At 67.8% G+C, this 21,070-nt stretch carries 19 protein-coding genes; 11 read left to right on the top strand and 8 right to left on the bottom strand.

Annotated elements, in window-relative coordinates; all coding sequences use genetic code 11:
• Positions 1-21 precede the first annotated feature (21 nt).
• Positions 22-504 carry a cache domain-containing protein gene (locus tag AC56DV_RS32440; RefSeq protein WP_496318316.1) on the bottom strand — a complete coding sequence of 161 codons (483 nt, stop codon included), beginning with the start codon at positions 502-504 and terminating at the stop codon, positions 22-24.
• A gap of 81 nt (positions 505-585) precedes the next feature.
• Positions 586-1,062 carry a MarR family winged helix-turn-helix transcriptional regulator gene (locus AC56DV_RS32435; RefSeq protein ID WP_496318315.1) on the bottom strand — a complete coding sequence of 159 codons (477 nt, stop codon included), beginning with the start codon at positions 1,060-1,062 and terminating at the stop codon, positions 586-588.
• 107 nt (positions 1,063-1,169) lie between these two features.
• Between AC56DV_RS32435 and AC56DV_RS32430 the strand changes: the two genes are divergently transcribed.
• From AC56DV_RS32430 to AC56DV_RS32420, 3 genes are read left to right on the top strand one after another with little or no spacing between them, the layout of a single operon-like run.
• The gene (locus AC56DV_RS32430; RefSeq protein WP_496318314.1) at positions 1,170-2,225 is read left to right on the top strand and encodes an aromatic ring-hydroxylating dioxygenase subunit alpha; all 1,056 of its coding nucleotides are present in this window, start codon (positions 1,170-1,172) and stop codon (positions 2,223-2,225) included.
• A complete protein-coding gene (locus tag AC56DV_RS32425; protein ID WP_496318313.1) occupies positions 2,222-3,202 on the top strand; it encodes a PDR/VanB family oxidoreductase in 981 nt (326 codons plus the stop codon). The genes AC56DV_RS32430 and AC56DV_RS32425 overlap by 4 nt, the downstream gene beginning before the upstream one ends.
• Before the next feature lie 33 nt (positions 3,203-3,235).
• Positions 3,236-4,423, top strand: coding sequence for an ABC transporter substrate-binding protein (locus AC56DV_RS32420; protein WP_496318312.1), 1,188 nt, complete (start codon positions 3,236-3,238; stop codon positions 4,421-4,423).
• A gap of 48 nt (positions 4,424-4,471) precedes the next feature.
• Here the strand turns inward: AC56DV_RS32420 and AC56DV_RS32415 are convergent, their stop codons facing one another.
• The 5 genes from AC56DV_RS32415 to pcaH form a co-directional block, all read right to left on the bottom strand.
• Positions 4,472-6,076, bottom strand: a complete 1,605-nt coding sequence (locus AC56DV_RS32415) for a methyl-accepting chemotaxis protein (RefSeq protein ID WP_496318311.1) — start codon at positions 6,074-6,076, stop codon at positions 4,472-4,474.
• Positions 6,077-6,196: 120 nt separating this feature from the next.
• Positions 6,197-7,459 carry a bifunctional 4-carboxymuconolactone decarboxylase/3-oxoadipate enol-lactonase PcaCD gene (gene pcaCD, locus AC56DV_RS32410; RefSeq protein ID WP_496318310.1) on the bottom strand — a complete coding sequence of 421 codons (1,263 nt, stop codon included), beginning with the start codon at positions 7,457-7,459 and terminating at the stop codon, positions 6,197-6,199.
• Positions 7,456-8,871: a 3-carboxy-cis,cis-muconate cycloisomerase gene (gene pcaB / locus AC56DV_RS32405; RefSeq protein WP_496318309.1), complete on the bottom strand. Its 1,416-nt coding sequence runs from the start codon at positions 8,869-8,871 to the stop codon at positions 7,456-7,458. Before pcaB ends, pcaCD begins: the two co-directional genes overlap by 4 nt.
• Positions 8,872-8,889: 18 nt before the next feature.
• A complete protein-coding gene (locus AC56DV_RS32400; RefSeq protein ID WP_496318514.1) occupies positions 8,890-9,411 on the bottom strand; it encodes a peptidase associated/transthyretin-like domain-containing protein in 522 nt (173 codons plus the stop codon).
• Positions 9,412-9,434: 23 nt separating this feature from the next.
• Positions 9,435-10,127 (bottom strand): protocatechuate 3,4-dioxygenase subunit beta, encoded by a 693-nt coding sequence (gene pcaH / locus AC56DV_RS32395; protein ID WP_496318308.1) that lies wholly within the window; start codon positions 10,125-10,127, stop codon positions 9,435-9,437.
• Positions 10,128-10,262: 135 nt separating this feature from the next.
• Between pcaH and AC56DV_RS32390 the strand changes: the two genes are divergently transcribed.
• Positions 10,263-11,036 (top strand): IclR family transcriptional regulator domain-containing protein, encoded by a 774-nt coding sequence (locus AC56DV_RS32390; RefSeq protein WP_496318307.1) that lies wholly within the window; start codon positions 10,263-10,265, stop codon positions 11,034-11,036.
• Positions 11,037-11,052: 16 nt separating this feature from the next.
• Here the strand turns inward: AC56DV_RS32390 and AC56DV_RS32385 are convergent, their stop codons facing one another.
• Positions 11,053-11,940, bottom strand: a complete 888-nt coding sequence (locus AC56DV_RS32385; RefSeq protein ID WP_496318306.1) for a helix-turn-helix domain-containing protein — start codon at positions 11,938-11,940, stop codon at positions 11,053-11,055.
• A 128-nt stretch (positions 11,941-12,068) separates the two neighbouring features.
• On the opposite strand from AC56DV_RS32385, the gene AC56DV_RS32380 reads away from it, so the two are divergent.
• From AC56DV_RS32380 to AC56DV_RS32350, 7 genes are all read left to right on the top strand, one after another.
• Positions 12,069-13,235 (top strand): 4-hydroxybenzoate 3-monooxygenase, encoded by a 1,167-nt coding sequence (locus AC56DV_RS32380; RefSeq protein ID WP_496318305.1) that lies wholly within the window; start codon positions 12,069-12,071, stop codon positions 13,233-13,235.
• A 245-nt stretch (positions 13,236-13,480) separates the two neighbouring features.
• On the top strand, positions 13,481-14,524 hold the full coding sequence (locus AC56DV_RS32375) for a LacI family DNA-binding transcriptional regulator (protein WP_496318304.1): 1,044 nt from the start codon (positions 13,481-13,483) through the stop codon (positions 14,522-14,524).
• The gene (locus tag AC56DV_RS32370) at positions 14,521-15,804 is read left to right on the top strand and encodes an extracellular solute-binding protein (protein WP_496318303.1); all 1,284 of its coding nucleotides are present in this window, start codon (positions 14,521-14,523) and stop codon (positions 15,802-15,804) included. The genes AC56DV_RS32375 and AC56DV_RS32370 overlap by 4 nt, the downstream gene beginning before the upstream one ends.
• Positions 15,801-16,901, top strand: a complete 1,101-nt coding sequence (locus tag AC56DV_RS32365) for a carbohydrate ABC transporter permease (RefSeq protein WP_496318302.1) — start codon at positions 15,801-15,803, stop codon at positions 16,899-16,901. The genes AC56DV_RS32370 and AC56DV_RS32365 overlap by 4 nt, the downstream gene beginning before the upstream one ends.
• Positions 16,898-17,782, top strand: a complete 885-nt coding sequence (locus tag AC56DV_RS32360) for a carbohydrate ABC transporter permease (RefSeq protein ID WP_496318301.1) — start codon at positions 16,898-16,900, stop codon at positions 17,780-17,782. Before AC56DV_RS32365 ends, AC56DV_RS32360 begins: the two co-directional genes overlap by 4 nt.
• 13 nt (positions 17,783-17,795) lie before the next feature.
• Entirely contained in the window at positions 17,796-18,773 is a 978-nt protein-coding gene (locus AC56DV_RS32355; protein WP_496318300.1) for a family 43 glycosylhydrolase, read from the top strand.
• Positions 18,770-21,070: a GH32 C-terminal domain-containing protein gene (locus AC56DV_RS32350; protein WP_496318299.1), complete on the top strand. Its 2,301-nt coding sequence runs from the start codon at positions 18,770-18,772 to the stop codon at positions 21,068-21,070. The genes AC56DV_RS32355 and AC56DV_RS32350 overlap by 4 nt, the downstream gene beginning before the upstream one ends.

The following is a 21,070-nucleotide window of genomic DNA, read 5'->3' as shown; positions in this document are numbered from 1 at the left end:
CCGCCGCCGGCCGGGACTGGATTATTTGGGCTTGTAGATGCCGGCGCCGACGGTGTATTTATCCTCGGCCTGGCGGATATAGGAAGTCTTGCTTTCCAGCGCCTTGGTAACGGGATTGACCCAGACATAGTCGACCCAGCCGGGTTTCTTGGACTGGGCCACTTCCCGCATCTGCTGCACGAACTGCTTGCCGTCGGCGTCCTTCAGCTGCGACATGTCCTTGCCGTTCATGCGGGGCGTGGTGGCGTGGCACACCATCATCATCTGCGCGTCCTGCACGAACACGTACAGGTCGCCCTGGATATATCCGCCCTTGGGATCGGCGAAGTCCTTGCAGGCCTCCTCGATACCCTTTTTTTGGATGTTGGCCACGGCCTTGTCCACCAGGGCGACGGCGTCGGCCTTGGTGGCGTTTTGCGCGGACGCGGGCAGCGCGGCGGCCAGCAGCAAAGCGCCGGCCAGGCCGGTGATGCGGGTGAGGGGGGCGAGGCGGGAACGTTTCATGGTGTCTCCTTTGTATGTGAGAACTGCGTTGCGGCCCACCTATATTGCACCAGAATCAGCGCGCCGGAATCGGCCCTTGCATCAACTGTCGCGCGCTGCCAGCGGTGCGCGGCTTTGTTCGTTGTTTTCCTGCACCAGCTTGGTCAGCAGCTCCATGAATTGCAGCTGTTCCGGGCCGCTGAGGGGGGCCAGCAGGCGCCGCCGCAGGCGCTGCGAGCCGGGGATCAGGTCGGCCAGCAGCTGCTCGCCGGCCGGCGTGATGGCGAGCGCGCGCTGGCGGCGGTTGGTGGGGATCACGGTGCGCGTCAGCAGGCCCTTTTCCGCCAGCCGCGCGCACACCGTGGCGCCGGTCGAGGTATCGATGCCGCTGGCGGCCGACAGCGTTACCTGGTCGATGCCCGGATGGCGCTCCAGGTTGCGCAGCATGGCGTACTGCACCGGCGTGAGTTCGCTGCCCATTTCGTCGTAAAAAATCGACACCGAGATCTGCTGCGCGCGGCGCAGCAAGTGGCCAGGATGTTCGTACAGGTCTATCAGTTTGCTTTCGGTTTCTGGCATGGCGTACCGTAAAAAAGATTTCAAGCCGGGTGTTTACTTCTCCGGTTTCCGGTCTATACTTTACAACATTCAGTGCACTGAATATCAAAAACAGACAAGGAGACGAGATGTACCCGAAAAATACCTGGTACGTGGCTTGTACCCCGGACGAAATCGACGGCAAGCCGCTGGGACGCCAGATCTGTGGCGAGAAGATCGTGTTTTACCGCGGCGCCGGCGGCAAGGTGGCGGCGGTGGAGGACTTCTGCCCGCACCGCGGCGCGCCGCTGTCGCTCGGCTTCGTGCGCGACGGCCAGCTGGTGTGCGGCTACCACGGCCTGGAGATGGGCTGCGACGGCAAGGTGATCAGCATGCCGGGCCAGCGCGTGCGCGGCTTCCCGTGCATCCGCAGCTATCCGGTGGAAGAGCGCTACGGCTTCATCTGGGTGTGGACCGGCGAGCGCGAACTGGCCGATCCGGCCCTGATTCACCACCTGGAGTGGGCCGACAATCCCGAGTGGGCCTATGGCGGCGGCCTGTATCACATCAACTGCGAATACCGGTTGATGATAGACAACCTGATGGACCTGACGCACGAAACCTATGTGCATGCGTCGAGCATCGGCCAGAAGGAGATCGACGAGGCGTCGGTCAGCACCCGGGTCGAGGGCGAGCAGGTGGTCACCAGCCGCTACATGGAGAACATCATGGCGCCGCCGTTCTGGCGCGCCGCGTTGCGCGGCAACGGCCTGGCCGACGACGTGCCGGTGGACCGCTGGCAGGTGTGCCGCTTCACGCCGCCCAGCCACGTGATGATCGAGGTGGGCGTGGCGCACGCGGGCAAGGGCGGCTACAACGCCGCGCCGGAGCACAAGGCCTCCAGCATCGTGGTCGACTTCATCACGCCCGAAACCGAGACGTCGCACTGGTACTTCTGGGGCATGGCGCGCAACTTCAAGCCGGAGGACAAGGAGCTGACGGCCACCATACGCGAAGGCCAGGGCAAGATCTTCGCCGAGGACCAGCAGATGCTGGAGCTGCAGCAGGCCAACATCCTGCGCCACCCGGAGCGCAAGCTGCTGATGCTGAACATCGACGCAGGCGGCGTGCAGTCGCGCCGCCTGCTGGACCAGTGGCTGGAGCGGGAGGAGAAGAAGGAGCGTCAGCAGGAGCAGGCCGCATGAACACCGGGCTCCTTCAGGTCCGCGTCGAGCGCAAGCACCAGGAAGCGGAGGACATCTGCAGCTATGAGCTGGTAAGCGCGGACGGCGCGCCGCTGCCGCCCTTTACCGCCGGCGCCCATATCGACGTGCACACCGGCGTGGCCGGCCTGGTACGCCAGTACTCGCTGTGCAATCCGCCGCACGAGCGCCACCGCTACCTGATCGGCGTGCTGCGCGACCCGAATTCGCGCGGCGGCTCGAAAGCCATGCATGACGAGATCCACGCCGGCGCCACGCTGCGCATCAGCGCCCCGAAGAACCATTTTGCGCTGGCCGAAGCGCCAGGCAGCCTATTGCTGGCGGGCGGCATCGGGGTGACGCCCATCCTGGCGATGGCGGAAGCGCTGTCGGCCCAGGGCGCCGCCTTCGAGATGCATTACTGCGCGCGCTCGCCGGAACGCGCCGCGTTCCGCGCGCGCATCGCCGCCGCGCCGTTCGCGCCGCAGGTGCATTTCCACTACGACAGCGGCGAGGCCGCGCAGAAGCTGGATTTACCCGCGCTGCTGGCGACGTTGGACCGGCGCACCCGCATCTACCTGTGCGGCCCGGCCGGATTCATCGACTACGTGAAAGCCACGGCCAAGGCGCACGGCTGGCCGCAGGAACAGCTGCACCTGGAGTACTTTGGCGCCGGCGCCGGGATGGCGGAGGCGCAGGCCGCCGAAGGCGACCAGCCCTTCGACGTGAAGCTGGCCTCGAGCGGCAAGGTGTACGCCATACCTGCCGGCAGCACCGTGCTGCGCGTGCTGACCGATGCAGGCGTCTTCATTCCCGCCTCCTGCGAGCAGGGCGTGTGCGGCACCTGCCTGACGCGCGTGCTGGACGGCGTGCCGGACCACCGCGACCTGTATCTGGACGAATCCGAGCAGGCCGCCAACGACCAGTTTACCCCCTGTTGTTCCCGTTCCAAGACGGCCACGCTGCTGCTGGACCTATAACCTATAACCTATAACCTGTAACGAGGAGACACCATGCCAGAAAATATCAATCACCAGCGCCGCCAGCTGCTGCTGGGCGCGGCCGCCTTGTCGGCCGGCGTGCTGCCCGCGGTGCCAGCCGCCGCTGCGGAGCCGCTGAAGATAGGCCTGATCGTGCCGATGTCTGGCCCGTTCGCCTCCACCGGCCGCCAGATCGAGGCCGCGGTGAAGCTCTACCTGCAGCAGAACGGCGCCAGCGTGGCCGGCCGTCCGGTCGAGATCCTGCTCAAGGACGACGGCGGCGTGGCGCCGGACGTGACCAAGCGCCTGGCGCAGGAGCTGGTGTCACGCGACAAGGTGCAGGTGCTGGCCGGCTTCGGGCTGACGCCGCTGGCCTTTGCCGCCGCGCCGGTGGCCACGCAGGCCAAGGTGCCGATGATCGTGATGGCGGCCGCCACCTCGGTGATACCGCAGCGTTCCCCCTACATCGTGCGCACCGGCTTCACGCTGGCGCAGGTGACGGCGCCGATGGCGCAGTGGGCCGCCAGGAACAAGATCCGCAACGTGGTCACGCTGGTGAGCGACTACGGACCGGGCCTGGACGCGGAGAAAGTGTTCGTGAAGGACTTCGGCGAAGGCGGCGGCAAGGTGGCGGACAGCCTGCGCGCGCCGCTGCGCAACCCGGACTACGCGCCGTTCCTGGCGCGCGTGAAGGACTTGAAGCCGGACGCGCTGTTCGTGTTTGTGCCGTCGGGCGAGGGCGCCGCCGTGCTCAAGCAGTTCACCGAGCGCGGGCTGGCCGCCGCCGGCATCCGCCTGATCTGCACCGGCGACGTGCTGGACGACGACCTGATGGCCAGCATCGGCCCGGCCGCCGCCGGCGTGGTCAGCAGCCATCACTACTCGGCGGCCCATCCGTCGGTCGAGAACAAGGCTTACGTGGAGGCGTTCGGCAAGGCGAACAAGGGTATGCGGCCCAACTTCCATTCGGTCGGCGCGTACGACGGCATGCATTTGCTGTACCAGGCGTTGAAGCAGACCAAGGGCGACAGCAACGGCGACAAGCTCTTGGCTGCCATGAAGGGCATGGCCTGGACCAGCGTGCGCGGCCCGGTCAGCATCGACGCCGCCACGCGCGACATCGTGCAGACCGTGTATATCCGCCGCGCCGAACAAAGCGGCACGGCGTGGTACAACGTGGAGTTCGACCAGGCAGAGAAAGTGCGCGACCCGGGCGTATAGGCGCGCAGGCGTGCCGGTGGGGTGCGGCCCGGCGCGCGCCGCGCCGCGTCAGCCCGCCAGCAGGCGCCGCGCCGGCGCGGCGCTGCGCTGGTCTTCCTCCAGCTTGAACATGCCGGCCACCTGCGCCAGGTGCTGCGCCTGTTCCTGCATCGCCACCGAGGCGGTGGCCGCTTCCTCCACCAGCGCCGCGTTGTGCTGCGTGACTTGCTCCATCTGCGTAACGGCCTGGTTGATGCGCTGCAGGCCGATGGTCTGTTCCCGGCTGGCGCCGCTGATCTCGCTGATGATGCCGGTCACGCGGCCGATGCTGGTCACGATCTCGGTCATGGTGGCGCCGGCCTCGGTCACCAGTCTGCTGCCGGCATCGACCCGCTGCGTCGAGTCGCCGATCAGGCCCTTGATTTCCTTGGCCGCCGCCGCGCTGCGCTGCGCCAGGTTGCGCACCTCGGAGGCGACCACCGCAAAACCGCGCCCCTGTTCTCCGGCGCGCGCCGCCTCCACCGCCGCGTTCAGGGCCAGGATATTGGTCTGGAACGCGATGCTGTCGATGACGGCGATGATGTCCACCACCTTGCGCGCCGAGTCGTTGATGGCGCCCATGGTGTCGATCACCTGCGCCACCACGGCGCCGCCCCTGGTGGCGACGTCCGAAGCGGTCGCCGCCAGCTCATGGGCGCGCTGCGCGTGGCCCGCGTTCTGTTCCACGGTGGCCGTCAACTGCGCCATCGACGCGGCGGTCTGCTCCAGCGAGCGGGCTTGCTGCTCTGTGCGCATCGACAAGTCCTGGTTGCCGGTGGAGATGCGGCCGGATGCCGCCGCGATGGTGTCCACGCCGCTGCGCACCTGGCCGACCATGCGCTGCAGGCTGTTGCGCATTTCGCCCATGGCGAACAGCAGGCTGCTGTTGTCGCCGCGGCGGGTGGCGACCGGCACGCTCAGGTCGCCTTCGGCGATCTGGCGCACGATGCGGGACGCATGGTCCGGTTCGCCGCCCAGCTGTTGCAGCACGCCGCGCCCGATCAGCAGTCCCAGGCCCAGCAGCAGGCCGGCCAGCAGCAGCGTGCCGAGCGAAAACGCCAGCAGGCGTTCCAGCACGGTCTGGTTGACGGTGTCGAGGTAGACCCCGGAGCCGACGATCCAGCCCCATGGCGCGAAGCCCTTGACGTAGGAAACCTTCTGCTGCGGCGTGTCGCTGCCGGGTTTGGGCCACATGTAGAACACGAAGCCGCCGCCGCTGGCCTTGACCGTGTTGACGAATTCGACGAACAGGTGCAAGCCGTTGGGGTCGGCGTTGGCGGTGAGGTCCTTGCCGTCCAGCGCGGGTTTGGTGGGATGCATGATCATGCGCGGATGCATGTCGTTGATCCAGAAGTATTCCTCGCCGTTGTAGCGCAGGGACTTGATGGCGGCGATCGCCTGCTGCTTCGCGGCGTCGCTGGACAACTGCTTCTGCTCGACGAGGTGCTGATAGTGCACCAGCAGGCCGTGCACGGTTTCCACCTGCTGTTTCACCACCGCTTGCCGCTCCTCCCGGATCAGGGTGCGTTCGGACCACAGCAGCATGGCGGCGAGCAGCACCGTGCCCAGCATGGCGCTGGCGATCAGGAGACCTAGTTTCTTGGCGATAGTAATGGTGCGTAGCCTTTGCAGCATGATGCGTCCCCCTTATGTAACATAGTGTTGCAAGCATAGTAGCGCTTGCAACGAGATATTGCCATAGGGAACAACACGCGCTGCCCGTGGGGTGTGCGAAAGATGCTGTAGGGAAATCCTTCAAAGTCCGGTCATAAAGCCGCGCACCGCCTGTTCGAAGGCCTGCGGCTGTTCGATGCAGGCAAGGTGCGAGGCCTGTTCCAGCACCAGCAGCTGCGCCCCCGGCACGGCGGCCGCCAGGGTGCGCGCCATTTCCGGCGGCGTGCCCTGGTCCAGTTCTCCCGCAACCACCAGAACCGGCGCCGCGATTCCCGCCAGCCGCGCCGTGGTATCGACCGTGCCGACCGCGTTGCAGCAGCCGATATAGCCTTGCACGTCCGTGCTGACCACGCGGCGCCGGAAGCGTGCCACGGTGGCCGCCTGCGCGCTGCGGAAGCCGTCATGGAAGTAGCGGCCCATTACCGCGTCGGCGATGGCTTCGATGCCTTGCGCGCGCACGGTGGCGATGCGCTGGCGCCACACCTCGCGCGCCGCGTCGGGATAGCCCGAGGTGGTGTTGGCCAGCACCAGCGCGCGCACCAGCGCCGGATGGCGTAGCGCCAGTTCCTGGCCCACCATGCCGCCCATGGACACGCCTATCCAGACCACCGGCCCGGTATCGAGTTCGCGCAGCAGGGCGGCGGCGTCGTCGGCCAGGTCTGCCATGGAGTACAAGCCGTCCGGCGCGGCCGAGCTGCCGTGGCCCCGGTGGTCGTAGGCGATCACGCGGCAGTCGGCGGCCAGCTCATTGGCCAGCGCGTCCCACATGGTCAGGTCGCAGCCCAGCGCGTGGCTCAGCACCACGGTATGGCGCGGCGCCTTGCCGCTGCGCGGGGCGCGCACCGTGTAGTGCAGAGGCGGCTGGCCGGCGCTGCGGCCCTCGCGGCCCACGCCCGGATGGCTGGCGGCGGCTGGCGCCGCCGGTTCCAGCACATAGCCGATCTGCGGCCCGACTTCGCGCAGGATGGCCTGCGCGTGGGAGAAGGCGGTGTTGGCGGCGGGTACGCCGGCGTAGATGGCCGACTGTATCAGCACTTCCTTCAGTTCGTCCGGCGACAGGCGGTCTTCCGCGCCGCCCAGCAGCGCGGCGCGCGCGTGCAGCTCGAACTCTTCCCAGCGGCCCAGGGCGATGGTGATGGCGAGGACGACGGCGCGGCGGGTCTTCTGCTCCAGGCCGGGCCGGCCCCAGATCTCGTTCCAGGCAAAGCGCGTGATCAGGTTCTGGAAGTCCGCGTTGAAGCTGTTGGCGTTGGCCAGCGAACGCTCGACCCAGGCGTCGCCGAGGATGGCGCGGCGGTTGTTCAGCCCACGTTCGAAGTCGTGGTCGATGGGATCGAAACTCATGTATTCATCCTGTGATTGGTGCTGTCATGGAAAGGGGCGGCGTTCAAGGCGGCGATATCGTTGCGCAGCGTGTGCAACTGCTGCTGCGCCAGCCGCCGGGCCGGCTCTGCCGCAGTGGCCGGGTCGAACAGCGCCGCCAGCGCGGCCGGGTCGACCTGCCGGCGCAGGGCGGCGTCGGCCTGCACCGCATCGGCCAGCACTTCGGCCAGGTGGCGCCCGCCGGCAACGGCCTGCGCGCTCATGTTCTCCAGCAGGCTGTGGGCGGCAGGGCGGCCGATGCCGGCCGCCAGCCAGGCCGACGCCGACTCCGCGAACACCAGCCCCTGCAGGGCGTCGATATTGCGCAGCATGCGCGCCGGGTCCACCTGCAGGCCGGCGAAGGCGTCGTTCAGCGCTTGCAGGGCGCCGTGCGCGCTGAGGAACATGCCTGGCCATTCGGCCAGTTCGGCCTGCCAGTTGCCCAGGCCGCGCTCATGCTGCTGGCCCATGCTGGCCAGCAGCGCCGCGCCGTGCTGCGGCGTGCGGGTGGCTGCCGCCAGCGCGATCATGGCCGATACCGGGTTGCGCTTGTGCGGCATGGCGGACGAACCGCCACGGCCATTGCCGGACGGCTCCGCCAGCTCGGCGATCTCGCCTTGCGCCATCAGGCTGATGTCGGTGGCGATCTTGCCCATGCTGCCGGTCAGTACCGCCACCTCCAGCCCCAGGCGCACCCACTCGTCGCGCTGCGTGTGCCAGGCGGCGTCGGCCAGCTTCAGGCCAAGATCGGCGGCCACCAGCGCCGCCACGGCCGCGCCTTGCTCGCCCATCACAGCCAGCGTCCCGACCGCGCCGCCCAGCTGCAGCTGCAGCGCGCGCGCGGCGCATTCGCGCAGGCGGGCGCGCGCGCGCGCCAGCGGCGCCAGCCAGCCGGCCGCCTTGAAACCGAAACTGCTGACCTGCGCCGGCTGCATCAGCGTGCGCGCCAGCACCGGCGTGTCCACGTGCCGCTCCGCCAGCTGCAACAGGCGGCCGCACAGGTCGTGCAGGCCGTCGTCCAGCAACTGCAGCGCGTCGCGCGTGGCCAGCACCATGGCGGTGTCGATCACGTCCTGGCTGGTGCTGCCCCAGTGCACGCGCGCGGCCGCCTCGGCGTCGTACAGCGCCACCGCGCGGGTCAGCTCGCGCACCAGCGGGATCGCCAGGCTGCCGGCGCGCCGGCCGGCGGTGACGATGGCCGGGATGTCGTACAGCTGCGCGTTGCATACGCTGGCAATGGCGCGCGCGGTGGCCGGCGGCAGCATGCCTGTTTCGGCCTGCGCCTGCGCCAGCGCCTGCTCGAAGCGCAGCATGGCCTGCACGATGGCCGCGTCGTCGAACACGGCGATCATGTCCGGCGTGGTGAGGAAACTATCGAAAATGGATACGCTCAAGGGAACCCCGCTGCCAGGTCAGACATAGTCGAAGAATGCGGTTTCCTTATCGGACTGCATCCAGATGTCCCAATGATAGACCCCGGGCGCGGTCTTGCGCGCGATCAGGGTGTGGCGCCGTTCGGCCGGCACCTGCTGCAGTATCGCCGACTGCGCCAGGCCGGTGTCGTCCTCCAGGAACACGGCGCTGAACTGGTGCTTGACCAGGCCGCGCGCGAACACGGTGATGAAGGTGGCCGGCGCGCCGCTGGCCGGCGCCGCGCACTGCGACAGGCGCAGGCTGAATTCGCCCTGTTCGCCGCTGGGCACGCGGCGGAAGCCGGGCAGCGCCTGCGCCGCCTCGGCGCCCGCCGCCTCCGGCTGCCAGGCTTCGATCTGGGCGTCGTTCACGGGCACGCCGTCGCCGTCGTAGATGGCGCCGCTGATGGTGATGGTGGCGGCCGCGGTTTCCAGCTGGCCGGCGGCGCTGGCGTCGACCGCCCACTGCCAGGCTTCGTGCGAGAAGGGACCGATGGTTTGCGAGGTGGTAATCCCGGTCACGAGGTTAGTCATGCGTTGCTCCTTTAAATGCCCATGGGCGTGGCGTGGCGGCCGCGCAGCACGATATCGAATTCATAGCCCAGCATCTTGTCGCTGTCGGTGTACTCCAGGCTGTAGCGGGAAATCAGGCGCTGGCGCGCGTCCAGGTCCGGGATGCTCTGGAAAATCGGGTCGTAGTCGAACAGCGGGTCGCTGGGGAAGTACATCTGCGTGACCAGGCGCTGCGCGTAGACATTGCCGAACAGGGAAAAATGGATGTGGGCCGGGCGCCAGGCCTTGTCGTGGTTGCCCCACGGGTAGGGGCCGGGCTTGATGGTGACAAAGCGGTAGCGGCCGTCGTCGTCGGTCATCATCTTGCCCCAGCCGTTGAAGTTGGGGTCCAGCGGCGCATTGTGCTGGTCGCGCTTGTGGCGGTAGCGGCCGGCGGCGTTGCACTGCCAGACTTCCAGCAGCGAGTTGCGCACCGGTTTGCCGTCTTCATCGACCACGCGGCCGGTGACGACGATCTTTTCGCCCAGCGGCTCGCCGTCGCCGTGCGCCGTCAGGTCCATATCGTTGGGCAGCAGGATGCGCGGCGAAGGCAGCAGATTGTCCTGCACCGGCTGCCCGGCGCGGATGCGCAGCAGCGGCTGGGTGGGGCCGCGCTTCAGGGTGGATTTGTAGGGCGGATAGATCAGCTCCGGGTACACGCCGGGCGCGATGGCATCGAATTGCAAGGCAGGCCTCCAGTGGTTTGTTGTGCCGTTTATGTTATGAAAGGCGGCGCGGCGCCACAAGGCGCCCACGTCGGGTGAAATTCGCTATGCGCCCGATTTGTGCGATACTCGCACAAACCAGCAAATATCTTATCTATGGACACAGCAGACGAATTGCCGGCCAAGCGCGACATGGTGGCCGGCCTGGAAAAAGGCTTGCAGGTGATAGCCGCCTTCGACCAGGAGCGCAGCCGGCTGACCATCGCCGAGGTGGCCGAGCGCACCGGCCTGACGCGGGCGGCGGCGCGCCGCTACCTGATCACGCTGACGCACCTGGGCTATATGCGGCACGAGAACAAGCAGTTCGCGCTGACGCCCATGGTGCTGCGGCTGGGCCAGTCCTACCTGCACTCGGCGCGCCTGCCGCGCATCGTGCAGCCCTTGCTGTACCGGCTGGCCTATTCGCTGGGCGAGGCGGCATCGGCCGGCGTGCTCGATCACGACCAGCTGGTGTGCGTGGCCGCCGTCAGCGCCGGGCAGCTGGTGTCGGTCACGCTGCAGCCGGGCACCCGGGTGCCGGCCTACTGCACCGCGAATGGCCGCGTGCTGCTGGCGCACCTGCCGCAGCCGCAGATCGACGCCTTCCTGGCGCGCGCCCAGCCCGAGCGCATCACCGAGCACACCATCGTCAACAAGGAACGCCTGGCGCTGGAGCTGGCGCGCGTGCGCGCCCAGGGCTACGCGCTGGTGGACCAGGAGCTGGAGCTGGGCTTGCGCACCATGGCCGTGCCGCTGAAGAATTTCCGCGGCGAGATCGTGGCGGCGATGAACATCAGCGTGCATGCCGGCCGCATGCCGCTGGAGCAGATGGTGGAGCGCTGCCTGCCGGCGCTGATCAAGATCCAGGTCGAGCTGAACGCCTTGCTGTAGGTGGTGGTTGCCGTGTTCAGCCGGCCCGGAAGGCCTTGGGCGTCAATCCCATGCGTTTTTTGAACAGGCGGCTGAAGTAGGCCGGATCCTGGAAGCCCAGCTCGTAGGCGATGCTGGCGATGCTGGCGGGGAGATAGGTCAGCTTGCGGCACGCTTCCAGCATCAGCCTGTCCTGGGTGATGTCGAACGCCGATTTTCCGGACAGCTTGAGGCACAGGCGGTTGAGCCGTGTCGGCGTGGCCCGCAGCGCCTCGGCATACTGGCCCACCTGCCACTGCTCCTTGTAGTGCTGCTCCACTTCGGCGCGGAAGCGGCTGAACAGTTCAAAGTCGCTGCGGCCGGACTGGTCGGCAAAGCGGCGCTCCGCATGCAGGCGCACCAGCAGCAGCAGGGCGCTGCGCGCCAGCCATTCCAGCATCAGCGTGTGCCCATACTGCGGCCAGGCCGCTTCCTCCAGCAGATGCCGCAGCAGCGGTTCGAGCCGCGCGCATTCCGGCGCGCTGGCCAGGTCGAGCGCCAGCGGCTCCACGAACAGCGGCGAATACAGGTCGCCATGGCTGCCTCCGGCCGCGAACAGCACGTTCTGGTCCACCGTCAGCACGTAGCCGTGCGCCTCGGCCGAGAAGTCGAAGCCATGCACCACCGAAGGATGGATGGTGATGGCGGCCGGCGCGGCGCATTCCCAGACGGCGCCGTTGATGCTGGCGCGGACCTCTCCGCCGAACAGGAAAAGTACCTGAAACAAGCCGCTGTGGGTATGGTTTTCGATGTGCCAGTGGTGCACCCGGCTGCGCGTTTCGATCAGCTCGATGTGCACGAATTCGGCGCTGTTGCCCCGTGTTTGCTCGCCGTACAGGCCGAACTGGGGAACCTCGGGCAGGACGGGTTTTGCTTGGCGGGGCATGGGCGGGGCGGGCTGGAAAAGTGGAGGACTGTCGAAATAGTACAAGTTTTATGCGCTTTCCTCCATTTTTTTTCCAGCAGCCCGGCGCTACGATGGCTTCATTACATACATCACTAGACGGAGACACCATGCGTACCCAGGTAGCCATTGTCGGCGCCGGCCCAGCGGGCCTGCTGCTTTCCCATCTGCTGCACCTGAACGGCATCGAGTCCATCGTGCTGGAGTCGCGCAGCCAGGCCGAGATCGAAGCGACGATACGGGCCGGCGTGCTGGAACAGGGCACCATGGACATCCTCAACAACGCCGGCGTAGGCGCGCGCATGCAGGCCGAGGGCGCGCTGCACCACGGTATCGAGCTGGCCTTCGGCGGCCGCCGCCACCGCATCGACCTGACCGAGCTGACCGGCAAGTCCATCACCGTCTACCCGCAGCATGAAGTGATCAAAGACTTGGTGGCCGCGCGGCAGGCGGCGCAGGGGCAGTTGCTGTTCGAGGTCAGCGGCGTGGAGCTGCATGGCGTCGATACCAGCACGCCGTCGGTCAGCTTCAGCCATGGCGGCGCGGCGGCGCGCATCGAGGCCGATTTCGTCATCGGCTGCGACGGCTACCACGGCGTGACGCGGCCGGCCATGCCGGCGCAGGGGCGGCAGGATTACCAGCGCACCTACGGCTTCGGCTGGTTCGGCATCCTGGTCGAATCGGCGCCATCGTCCGATGAGCTGATCTATGCGCGCCACCAGCGCGGCTTCGCGCTGGTCAGCACGCGCTCGCCCACGGTGCAGCGCCTGTACTTCCAGTGCGACCCGGCGGACCATGTCGACAACTGGTCGGACGACCGCATCTGGGCCGAGCTGCATGCGCGGCTGGAGAACCGGGACGGCTGGCGGGTCAACGAGGGCCGCATCTTCCAGAAGAACATCATCGGCATGCGCAGCTTCGTGTCGACGCCGATGCAGGCGGGCCGGCTGTTCCTGGCCGGCGACGCGGCGCACATCGTGCCGCCCACCGGCGCCAAGGGCATGAACCTGGCGGTGTCGGACGTGCACCTGCTGGCGCAGGGGCTGGAGCAGTTCTACCGCCAGGGCAGCGAAGAACGCCTGCAGGGCTACACGGCGGGCGCGCTGAAGCGCATCTGGCGCGCCGAGTACTTCTCGTGGTGGATGACCAGCCTGCTGCACACCTTTGCCGACGCCACGCCGTTCAAGCGCGAGGTGCAGCGCGCCGAACTGGAATGCGTGGTGAGCTCGCGGGCGATGGCGACTGCGCTGGCGGAGAACTATGTCGGCGCGTTCTAAGGGGGGCTACCCGCTCTCCGCGCGGTTTGACCTGCGCCACGGGGCCGCCCAGCCAGACCGCCACGAACGCCAGCGGCACCAGCAGGGCGCCCAGACCCCTTGGCGAAGTCAACAAGAATTTCGGTCCCTATTTTTCTGTTGACGAGCCCAGGCGAACTGCCTATCATTTCAACAAATGACAACGTTGGACATTTTGCGGCGCGCCGTAATCGCCAACGTCAAAGAAAAGTAATCAAGGAGACGGTGTGGCAACAATTCACGATGTGGCCGAACAGGCTGGCGTGTCGATCAAGACGGTATCGCGCGTGCTCAATGGCGGCACCGAGGTGTCCGAAAAGACCCGCACGCGTATCGAGCAGGCCATGCGCGCGCTCGAATTCACGCCGTCGGCCGCGGCGCGCATGCTGCGCGGCAGGCCGACCGGGCTGGTCGCGGTCATCGCCGAGCGGCTTACCACCACGCCCGATTCGTCCGAGATCATCAAGGGCATCCACCAGGTGTGCGAGCAGATGGGCAAGGTGCTGCTGATCGGCGAGACCGGCGGCCATGCGGATGTGGCCAGCCGGCTGGTGGCGGACATGCGCGAACGGCGCGTGGAAGCGATCCTGTTCGCGACGCCGTTCCACCGCGAGGTGGCGCTGGAGCAGCAACTGGGCAGTACGCCCACCGCGCTGGCCAATTGTTTCGAGGCGCCCGGCCGCTACATGCAGGTGATACCGGACGACGAGGGCGGCGGCTACGCGGCGGCGCAAATCGTGCTGCAAGCCGGACATCGCAAGATCGCTTTCCTGCAGCTGATCCCCGGCATGGTGGCGACCGGCCTGCGGCTGAGCGGTTTTCACCGGGCCATGCGCGAACACGGCGTGACGCCCAGGCCCGAATGGCTGATCCACGGCGCCGAGGCCGGCCAGGCCGACGAGTTTTCGCACCTGGCGGACGCGGTGGACCGGCTGTTCGCCAGCGCCGACCGGCCGACCGCTATCCTGTGCGGCAATGACAAGATGGCGATGCGCGTGATCTTCATCCTTCAGCGGCGCGGTTTGCGCGTGCCGGCCGATGTTTCCATCGTCGGCTTCGACGATTTCAGGCTCATTTCCGAGGCGCTCGATCCGGGCCTGACCACGGTGGCGCTGCCATACCGGGAGATCGGCGAGCTGTCCGGCCGCTATGTGCTGGAGCCGGACGGCATGGCCGCCGGCACCGTGCGGGTGCCGTGCCTGCCGGTGATGCGCGGCACGGTTGCCGCCCCTGCCGCTGCGGCGGCAGGGGCCGGAAAGGCCCGGCGATGAAGCCCGCGATGACCATCCTGGCGGCCGCACTGGCGCTGCAGCTGTCGCCGGCGCTGGCCGCGCCGGCGGAGATCAGGCTGTGGCGCCACGACACCGGCGACCTGGATATGACGGCGGGGAGGGCGGCGGTAGAGCGCTTCAACCGTTCGCAGTCGCGCTGGAACGTCACGGTCGAGGCGATACCGCAAGGCTCGTACACCGAAGCCATCACGGCCGCATCCATGGTTGGCCAGCTGCCTTGCGTCATCGCGCTGGACCAGCCCACCGTGCCCAATTTCGCGTGGGCCGGCCATGTGCGGCAGCTGGACTCGTTGTTGCCGCCGGCCGCCGTAGGCCAGCTGCTGGAGGGCGGGCGCGGCAGCTATAAGGGACAGCTGTACAGCGTGGGCCAGCTGGACGTGGCGCTGGTGCTGTTTGCGCGCCGCTCGCAATTGGCGGCCCTGGGCGTGCGCAGCGCGACCATGGAGCAGCCCTACACGGCGGCCGAATTCCACGCCATCCTGGCGCAGGCCAAGCGCAGCGGCCGGTACCGCTTTCCGCTGGATCTGAACGCCCGCTTCACCGGCGAGTGGTACAGCTACGCGTTTTCGCCCTGGCTGCAGAGCGCCGGCACGGACCTGATCGACCGCGCCAACTACGTGCGGGTGGACGGCGTGCTCAACAGCGATGCGGCGCTCGGCGTGGGCCGCTACTACGGGCGCCTGTTCAAGGACAAGCTGGCCGAGCGCAATCCGGCCGACGACAAGGCGTTCGAGCAGGGCCGGGCGCTGTTCCACTACACGGGCTCGTGGAAGGCTCAGGATTACAGCGGGCGTTTCGGCGCCGACCTGCTGGTGATGCCGCCGCCGGACTTCGGCCACGGTCCCAGGATAGGGGCCGCTTCCTGGCAGTGGGGCATCACGCGCACCTGCAAGCAGCCGGAAGGCGCGGCTGCATTCCTGGCGCACCTGATCTCGCCGCAGGAAATCGCGGCCGCCTCGCGCACCACCGGCCTGGTGCCGGTCAGCGCCGAGGGCGCGGCCCTGACGGAACACTACCGCCCCGGCGGCGACTGGCGCCTGTACTTTGAATTCGCCAGGCGTTACGCGGTGGCGCGGCCGGCCAGCCCGGGTTACCCGGCGCTGTCGGCGGCCTTCGAGAAAGCCATGGCCGACATCCGCAGCGGCAAGGACGCGGCCGAAGCGCTGGACCAGGCGGTGGAAGCGGTGGAACACAATATTTCGCGCAACAACGGCTATGGATACAGCCTGACGGCGCGCAAGACCGGAGGCGGCTTATGAAACCCAAACTTGGCCAGGACAGCCCGTTCGCGGTGGCGCTGTTCGCCTCCCCGGCACTGCTGCTGTTCCTGCTGTTCGTCGCGCTGCCGATGCTGTTCGCCGCCGGCGCCACGCTGACCAATCACCGCCTGATGTCGCCCGAGCCGACGCAATACGTCGGTCTCGACAACTACCGCCGCCTGCTGGCGCTGGAGCTGGCCGTGATCGAGCCGCTGCGCGGCGAGGGCGGCGCCGTGCTGCGCAACGAGGACGGCGACGGCCCCCGTTATCCGACCTGGCGCCAGGTCCGCAAGCTGCATCCGGAGCTGGCCGGCTACCGCGAGGCCTTTCATCTGGACGCCGGCGGCTACCGCGTGGTTCTGGCGGCCAGCGATCCGCTGTTCTACCGCTCCCTGATCAATACCTTCCTGTTTGCCGCGCTGGTGCTGCCGCTGCAATGCGGGGTGGCCCTCGGGCTGGCGGTGCTGGTCAACCAGAAGATACGCGGCAGGATATTTTTCCGCACCCTGTACTTCGCGCCGGTGGTCACGTCCATGGTGGTGGCGTCCATCGTGTGGGCCTTCATGCTCAACACCGACCGGGGCATGCTCAATGAAGTGCTGCGCGGACTGCTGGACGACCCCAACGCCGGCCCCGACTGGCTGGGCGACAGCCGTTACGCCTTGCCCGCCATCGCGCTGATGTCGGCCTGGCAGGGCGCGGGCTTCCAGATGCTGGTGTTCCTGGCGGGCCTGCAGTCGATCTCGCCCGAGCTGTACGAGGCGGCCACGCTGATGGGCGCCAATGCCTGGCAGCGCTTCGTGCACGTCACTTTGCCGGGCCTGCGCAACACCATCATCTTCGTGCTGGTGTCGACCACCTTGCTGGCCTTCGGCCTGTTCACCCAGGTCGACGTGATGACTTCCGGCGGTCCGCTCGACTCGACATCGACGGTGGTCTACCACGCGGTGCGCAGCGGCTTCAAGGAGCAGGATATCGGCTACGGCTCCACCATCACGCTGGTGTTCTTCCTCATCGTGCTGGGGCTGTCGGTGCTGCAGCGCGTGCTGGTGGCTAAAGGCGATTCGAAAGGCAGTTCCAAAGGAGACCGGAAATGAATGCGCCCCTGCGCCACAAGCTGCGCGACGGCGCGCTGTTCCTCGCCATGAGCGCGATCGGCATCGTGTTCGTGGCTCCGCTGATGTTCATGTTCATCTCGTCGTTCAAGAACGACGCGGCGATCTTCGCCAACCTGAACAGCTGGTCGGCCTACCTGCCTTCGTCCGACTGGTCGATGCGCAATTACAGCGCGGTGTTCGAGAAGAGCGACTTGCCGAAGTTCCTGCTCAATTCCACCATGATCGCGGCGCTGATCGTGGCCGGCGGCATCCTGGTCAACAGCATGCTGGCGTTCGCGATTGCGCGCATGCGCTGGCGCGGGCGGCAGCTGGCGCTGGCCCTGGTGGTGGCGATGGTGATCGTGCCGTTCGAGGTGATCGCCATTCCGCTGCTGTCGCTGGTGGCGCGCCTGCCGTGGCCCGGCTTCGAACAGGGCCAGCTGGTGCTGCACACCGGCTGGTTCAACAGCCTGCACGTGCAGGTGATCCCTTTCCTGGCCAACGCCTTCTGCGTGTTCCTGTTCTACCAGTTCTTCCGGGATATTCCGCCCGAGCTGGACGAAGCGGCCAAGATGGACGGCGCCGGTCCGTGGACCATCTACGCCAGGATCATCATGCCCAACAGCGGCCCGGTGATCGCCACCGCCGCCATCGTGCTGTTCATCTCGGCGTGGAACCAGTACCTGTGGCCGATCATGGTGATCCAGGGCGAGGCGTTCCGGCCGGTGCAGCCGGGCATACAGCAGTTCTTCGGACGCACCAATTCGTGGGGCCAGATCATGGCCTACGCGTCGGTGATTACTTTACCCGTGCTCGCGGTGTTCCTGGCCTTCCAGCGGCAGTTCGTCGCCTCGGTGGCCGGCAGCGGCGTCAAGGGTTAACTTTGGAAGCATCATGACACTACAAATCAGCGACAAATTCATCTGGGATTTCTGGCATTTCGAGGAGGAGGGCGAGCAGCACCTGTTCTTCCTGCAGGCCGACCGCGCCATCGGCAATCCGGACCTGCGGCACTGGAACGTGTCGATCGGACACGCGGTGTCGCCGGACCTGCGCAACTGGACGCAGCTGGGTACCGCTTTCGGCCCGCAGGCAGGTCCGGCGTGGGACGACTACACCACCTGGACCGGCTCGGTCATCAAGGCCGAGGGCCGTTATCACCTGTTCTACACCGGCACCTGCCGCGCCGAGAACGGCATGCGCCAGCGCATCGGCCACGCCGTGGCGGACAGCATCAACGGCCCGTGGCAGCGCGTCGGCAGCGGCCTGGCGCTGGACCTGGACCGGCGCTGGTACGAGGAATACGAGGAAGGGCGCTGGCACGACCGGGCATTGCGCGACCCCTGGGTGCTGCCGGAAAAGATCGGCGGCGTGTACCACATGTTCTATACCGCGCGCCGCAACGACGGCCCGCTGTACGAGCGCGGCGTGATCGGCCATGCGGTGTCGGCCGACCTGCTGGAGTGGGAAGCGACCGCGCCGGTGTACGCTGGCGGCCACTACGGCCAGCTGGAGGTGCCGCAGGTGTTCGAGCGCGACGGCCGCTGGTACTGCGTGTTCTGCAACGTCGCTGCGCACTGGTCGGATGACATGCGGGCGAAACTCAATGGCGGCGTCTCCGGCACGCATTACCTGGTGGCGGACAACCCGCTGGGGCCATGGCAGCCTGCACCCGGCTTCCTCGACGGCGACATTCCGTGCCGCCGCTACGCCGGCAAGATCCTGCGCGACCCGGTCACCGGCCAGGACTGCCTGATGGCGTTTGACGACACCGGCGCCGACGGCCGGTTCGCGGGCCGCATCGGCGACCCCATTCCGCTGCGGATGGAGGGCGGCCTGTACCTGATCGACGATAATTTGGCGGACAAATGACAACGATAGACATCCTGCGGGCCGCTACCGCCTTGCTGCTGGCCGGCTGCGTGGGCGCCAGTTCGGCGGGTACCCCGCTGGCGCATTGGAGCCTGGACGAGCAAGGCGGCAAGCACGCCGCGGAGACCGTGTCCGGCCGGCGCGACCAGGTCAACTTCGTGTTCAACCAGGCGCGTTTCAAGCCCGATTCGGCGCCGCTGTGGCGCGCGGCCGGCAGCTGCATCCACAATGGCTGCCTGCTGTTCGACGGCTACTCGACCGACATAGTCGCGCCGCCCCTGGCGGCGGCCCAGCTGGCGCAAGGCTTTACGCTCAGCGCCTGGGTTGCCCCGCACGCCTTCGAATGGGGCGACGGCGGCCATTATTCCGCCTTCCTGAGCCAATTCGACGGCGAGGCCCGGCAGGGCTTCTCGTTCGGCGTGTACCGCTTCGGCACCTGGGGCATCAAGCTTGGCGCCGGCAGCGCGATCGCCGATGTGCGCGTGAAGGACCGCAAGCTGCCGCGCGACGCGTGGTCGCACGTGGCGGCCAGCTATGATCCCGTCCAGCGCCGGGTGGCGCTGTTCCTCAACGGCGAGCAGGTGGCCGCCGCCGGCATGCCTGCGGGCGGCGTGCTCGGCATGCCGCAGCGGCCGCTGACGATAGGGCGCCACTCGCAGCCGGAGCAGATAGGCGGCGTGTTCAAGCTGAACACCTTCCTCGGCCTGATGGACGAGGTGCGCGTTGCCGCCGGCCCGGCCGATGCCGCCGCCGTGGCGCGCGGCATGCAGGCCGACCTGGCGCGGCGCGGCGGCAAACCGCCGCAGTTGTCGCTGGCGGACATGCGCGTGCCGCCGTCGGCTTTCGCCGGCGACCGGCACCGCCCGCAGTACCACCTGATGCCGGATGCGGGCTGGATGAACGAGCCGCATGCGCCGTTCTACTACGCGGGGCAGTACCACCTGTTTTTCCAGAAGAACCCGTTCGGGCCGTTTTGGCACCAGATCCACTGGGGCCACTGGACCAGTACCGACATGGTGCGCTGGCGCGAGCTGCCGATCGCGCTGGCGCCGGAAGACGACGGCCTGGCGACCGATGGCATCTGGTCCGGCAGCGCCGCCTATGCGGCGGACGACTCGCCCGTGCTGTTCTTCACCGCCGGGAACGACAGCGCCAGGCCGAACCAGCGCACCGGCATGGCCACGCCGCGCGACCTGCGCGACCCCGACCTGGTGCAGTGGGACAAATACCCCGTGCCGGTCACCCTGCAGGACGGCGGGCCGGGCCGCTACGGCGAATTCCGCGACCCCTTCGTGTTCCGCGACGGCGCGCGCCGGCGCTGGTTCCAGCTGGTGGGATCGGCGCTGCCGGGCGGCAGCGGCACCGCGCTGGTGTTCGAGTCGGCCGACCTGCGCAACTGGACGCCGCGCGGCCCGCTGTTCTCGATCGACGCCAAGCGCTTCCCCGGTTTCGACGCGACCTGGGAGTTGCCGGTGCTGCTGCCCGTCGGCAAAGGCGCCGACGGCCGCGAGCGCCACGTCTTCCTTATCGACGTGCGCGCCCAGGCCTACTACTGGACCGGGGTGTTCGATGCGAAGAACGCGCGCTTCACGCCGGACGTGGAGGCGCCTCGCACCTTCGACGTGGGCCAGGGCCACTTCTCCGGCCCGAGCGGTTTCGTCGATCCGAAGACCGGGCGCAGCATCGTGTTCTCCATCGCCCAGGGCGAGCGCAAGCTGCAGGACGAATGGGACGCCGGCTGGGCCCACAACGGCGGCCTGCCGATCACGCTGTCGCTGGGCGCCGACGGCGAGCTGCGCCTGGCGCCGATCGCCGAACTGGCCAGCCTGCGCCGCCGCCAGCTGCTGGAGCTGCGCGGCGCCAGCGTTGCCGATGCCGCCGCCGCGCTGGCAGCGGTTCGCGGCGACGCGCTGGAGATCGAACTTGAGATTGCGCCGTCCGCAGCGGAGGGCAGGCGCGGCATGCGCGTGCGCATGGCGCCCGGCGGCGCCGAGCAGACCGACCTGTATGTGGACGCGGCGCGCGGCCGGCTGGAAATCGACCGCACGCGGACTTCGGGCCTGCAGGCATACGGCGTGCAGGGCGGCGGTTTCGACCTGAAGGGCGAGCCGCTGCGCATGCGGATTTTCCTCGACCGCTCCATGGTCGAGGCCTACGTCAACGAGCGCAAGAGCCTGACCAGCCGGATCTACCCGGCGCGCGCGGACGCTGACGGACTGGCCCTGCTGGCGGAGGCGGGCGACCGTATCGTGTCGCTCAAGGTATGGACCATGGGCACGACGGAAAAGGGAGACTGA

This window comes from Massilia sp. BGA-UO-ETr-WB1 (assembly GCF_059567845.1).
This window is presented reverse-complemented; position numbering and strand designations above follow the sequence as displayed.

Coding starts and splice junctions, on each gene's coding strand:
- pcaCD (WP_496318310.1), bottom strand. CDS start 7,459: ATGAGTTTCGATCCCATCGACCACGACTTCGAACGTGGGCTGAACAAC.
- AC56DV_RS32380 (WP_496318305.1), top strand. CDS start 12,069: ATGCGTACCCAGGTAGCCATTGTCGGCGCCGGCCCAGCGGGCCTGCTG.
- AC56DV_RS32350 (WP_496318299.1), top strand. CDS start 18,770: ATGACAACGATAGACATCCTGCGGGCCGCTACCGCCTTGCTGCTGGCC.
- AC56DV_RS32440 (WP_496318316.1), bottom strand. CDS start 504: ATGAAACGTTCCCGCCTCGCCCCCCTCACCCGCATCACCGGCCTGGCC.
- AC56DV_RS32430 (WP_496318314.1), top strand. CDS start 1,170: ATGTACCCGAAAAATACCTGGTACGTGGCTTGTACCCCGGACGAAATC.
- AC56DV_RS32435 (WP_496318315.1), bottom strand. CDS start 1,062: ATGCCAGAAACCGAAAGCAAACTGATAGACCTGTACGAACATCCTGGC.
- AC56DV_RS32420 (WP_496318312.1), top strand. CDS start 3,236: ATGCCAGAAAATATCAATCACCAGCGCCGCCAGCTGCTGCTGGGCGCG.
- AC56DV_RS32355 (WP_496318300.1), top strand. CDS start 17,796: ATGACACTACAAATCAGCGACAAATTCATCTGGGATTTCTGGCATTTC.
- AC56DV_RS32365 (WP_496318302.1), top strand. CDS start 15,801: ATGAAACCCAAACTTGGCCAGGACAGCCCGTTCGCGGTGGCGCTGTTC.
- AC56DV_RS32415 (WP_496318311.1), bottom strand. CDS start 6,076: ATGCTGCAAAGGCTACGCACCATTACTATCGCCAAGAAACTAGGTCTC.
- AC56DV_RS32390 (WP_496318307.1), top strand. CDS start 10,263: ATGGACACAGCAGACGAATTGCCGGCCAAGCGCGACATGGTGGCCGGC.
- AC56DV_RS32425 (WP_496318313.1), top strand. CDS start 2,222: ATGAACACCGGGCTCCTTCAGGTCCGCGTCGAGCGCAAGCACCAGGAA.
- AC56DV_RS32370 (WP_496318303.1), top strand. CDS start 14,521: ATGAAGCCCGCGATGACCATCCTGGCGGCCGCACTGGCGCTGCAGCTG.
- AC56DV_RS32360 (WP_496318301.1), top strand. CDS start 16,898: ATGAATGCGCCCCTGCGCCACAAGCTGCGCGACGGCGCGCTGTTCCTC.
- AC56DV_RS32385 (WP_496318306.1), bottom strand. CDS start 11,940: ATGCCCCGCCAAGCAAAACCCGTCCTGCCCGAGGTTCCCCAGTTCGGC.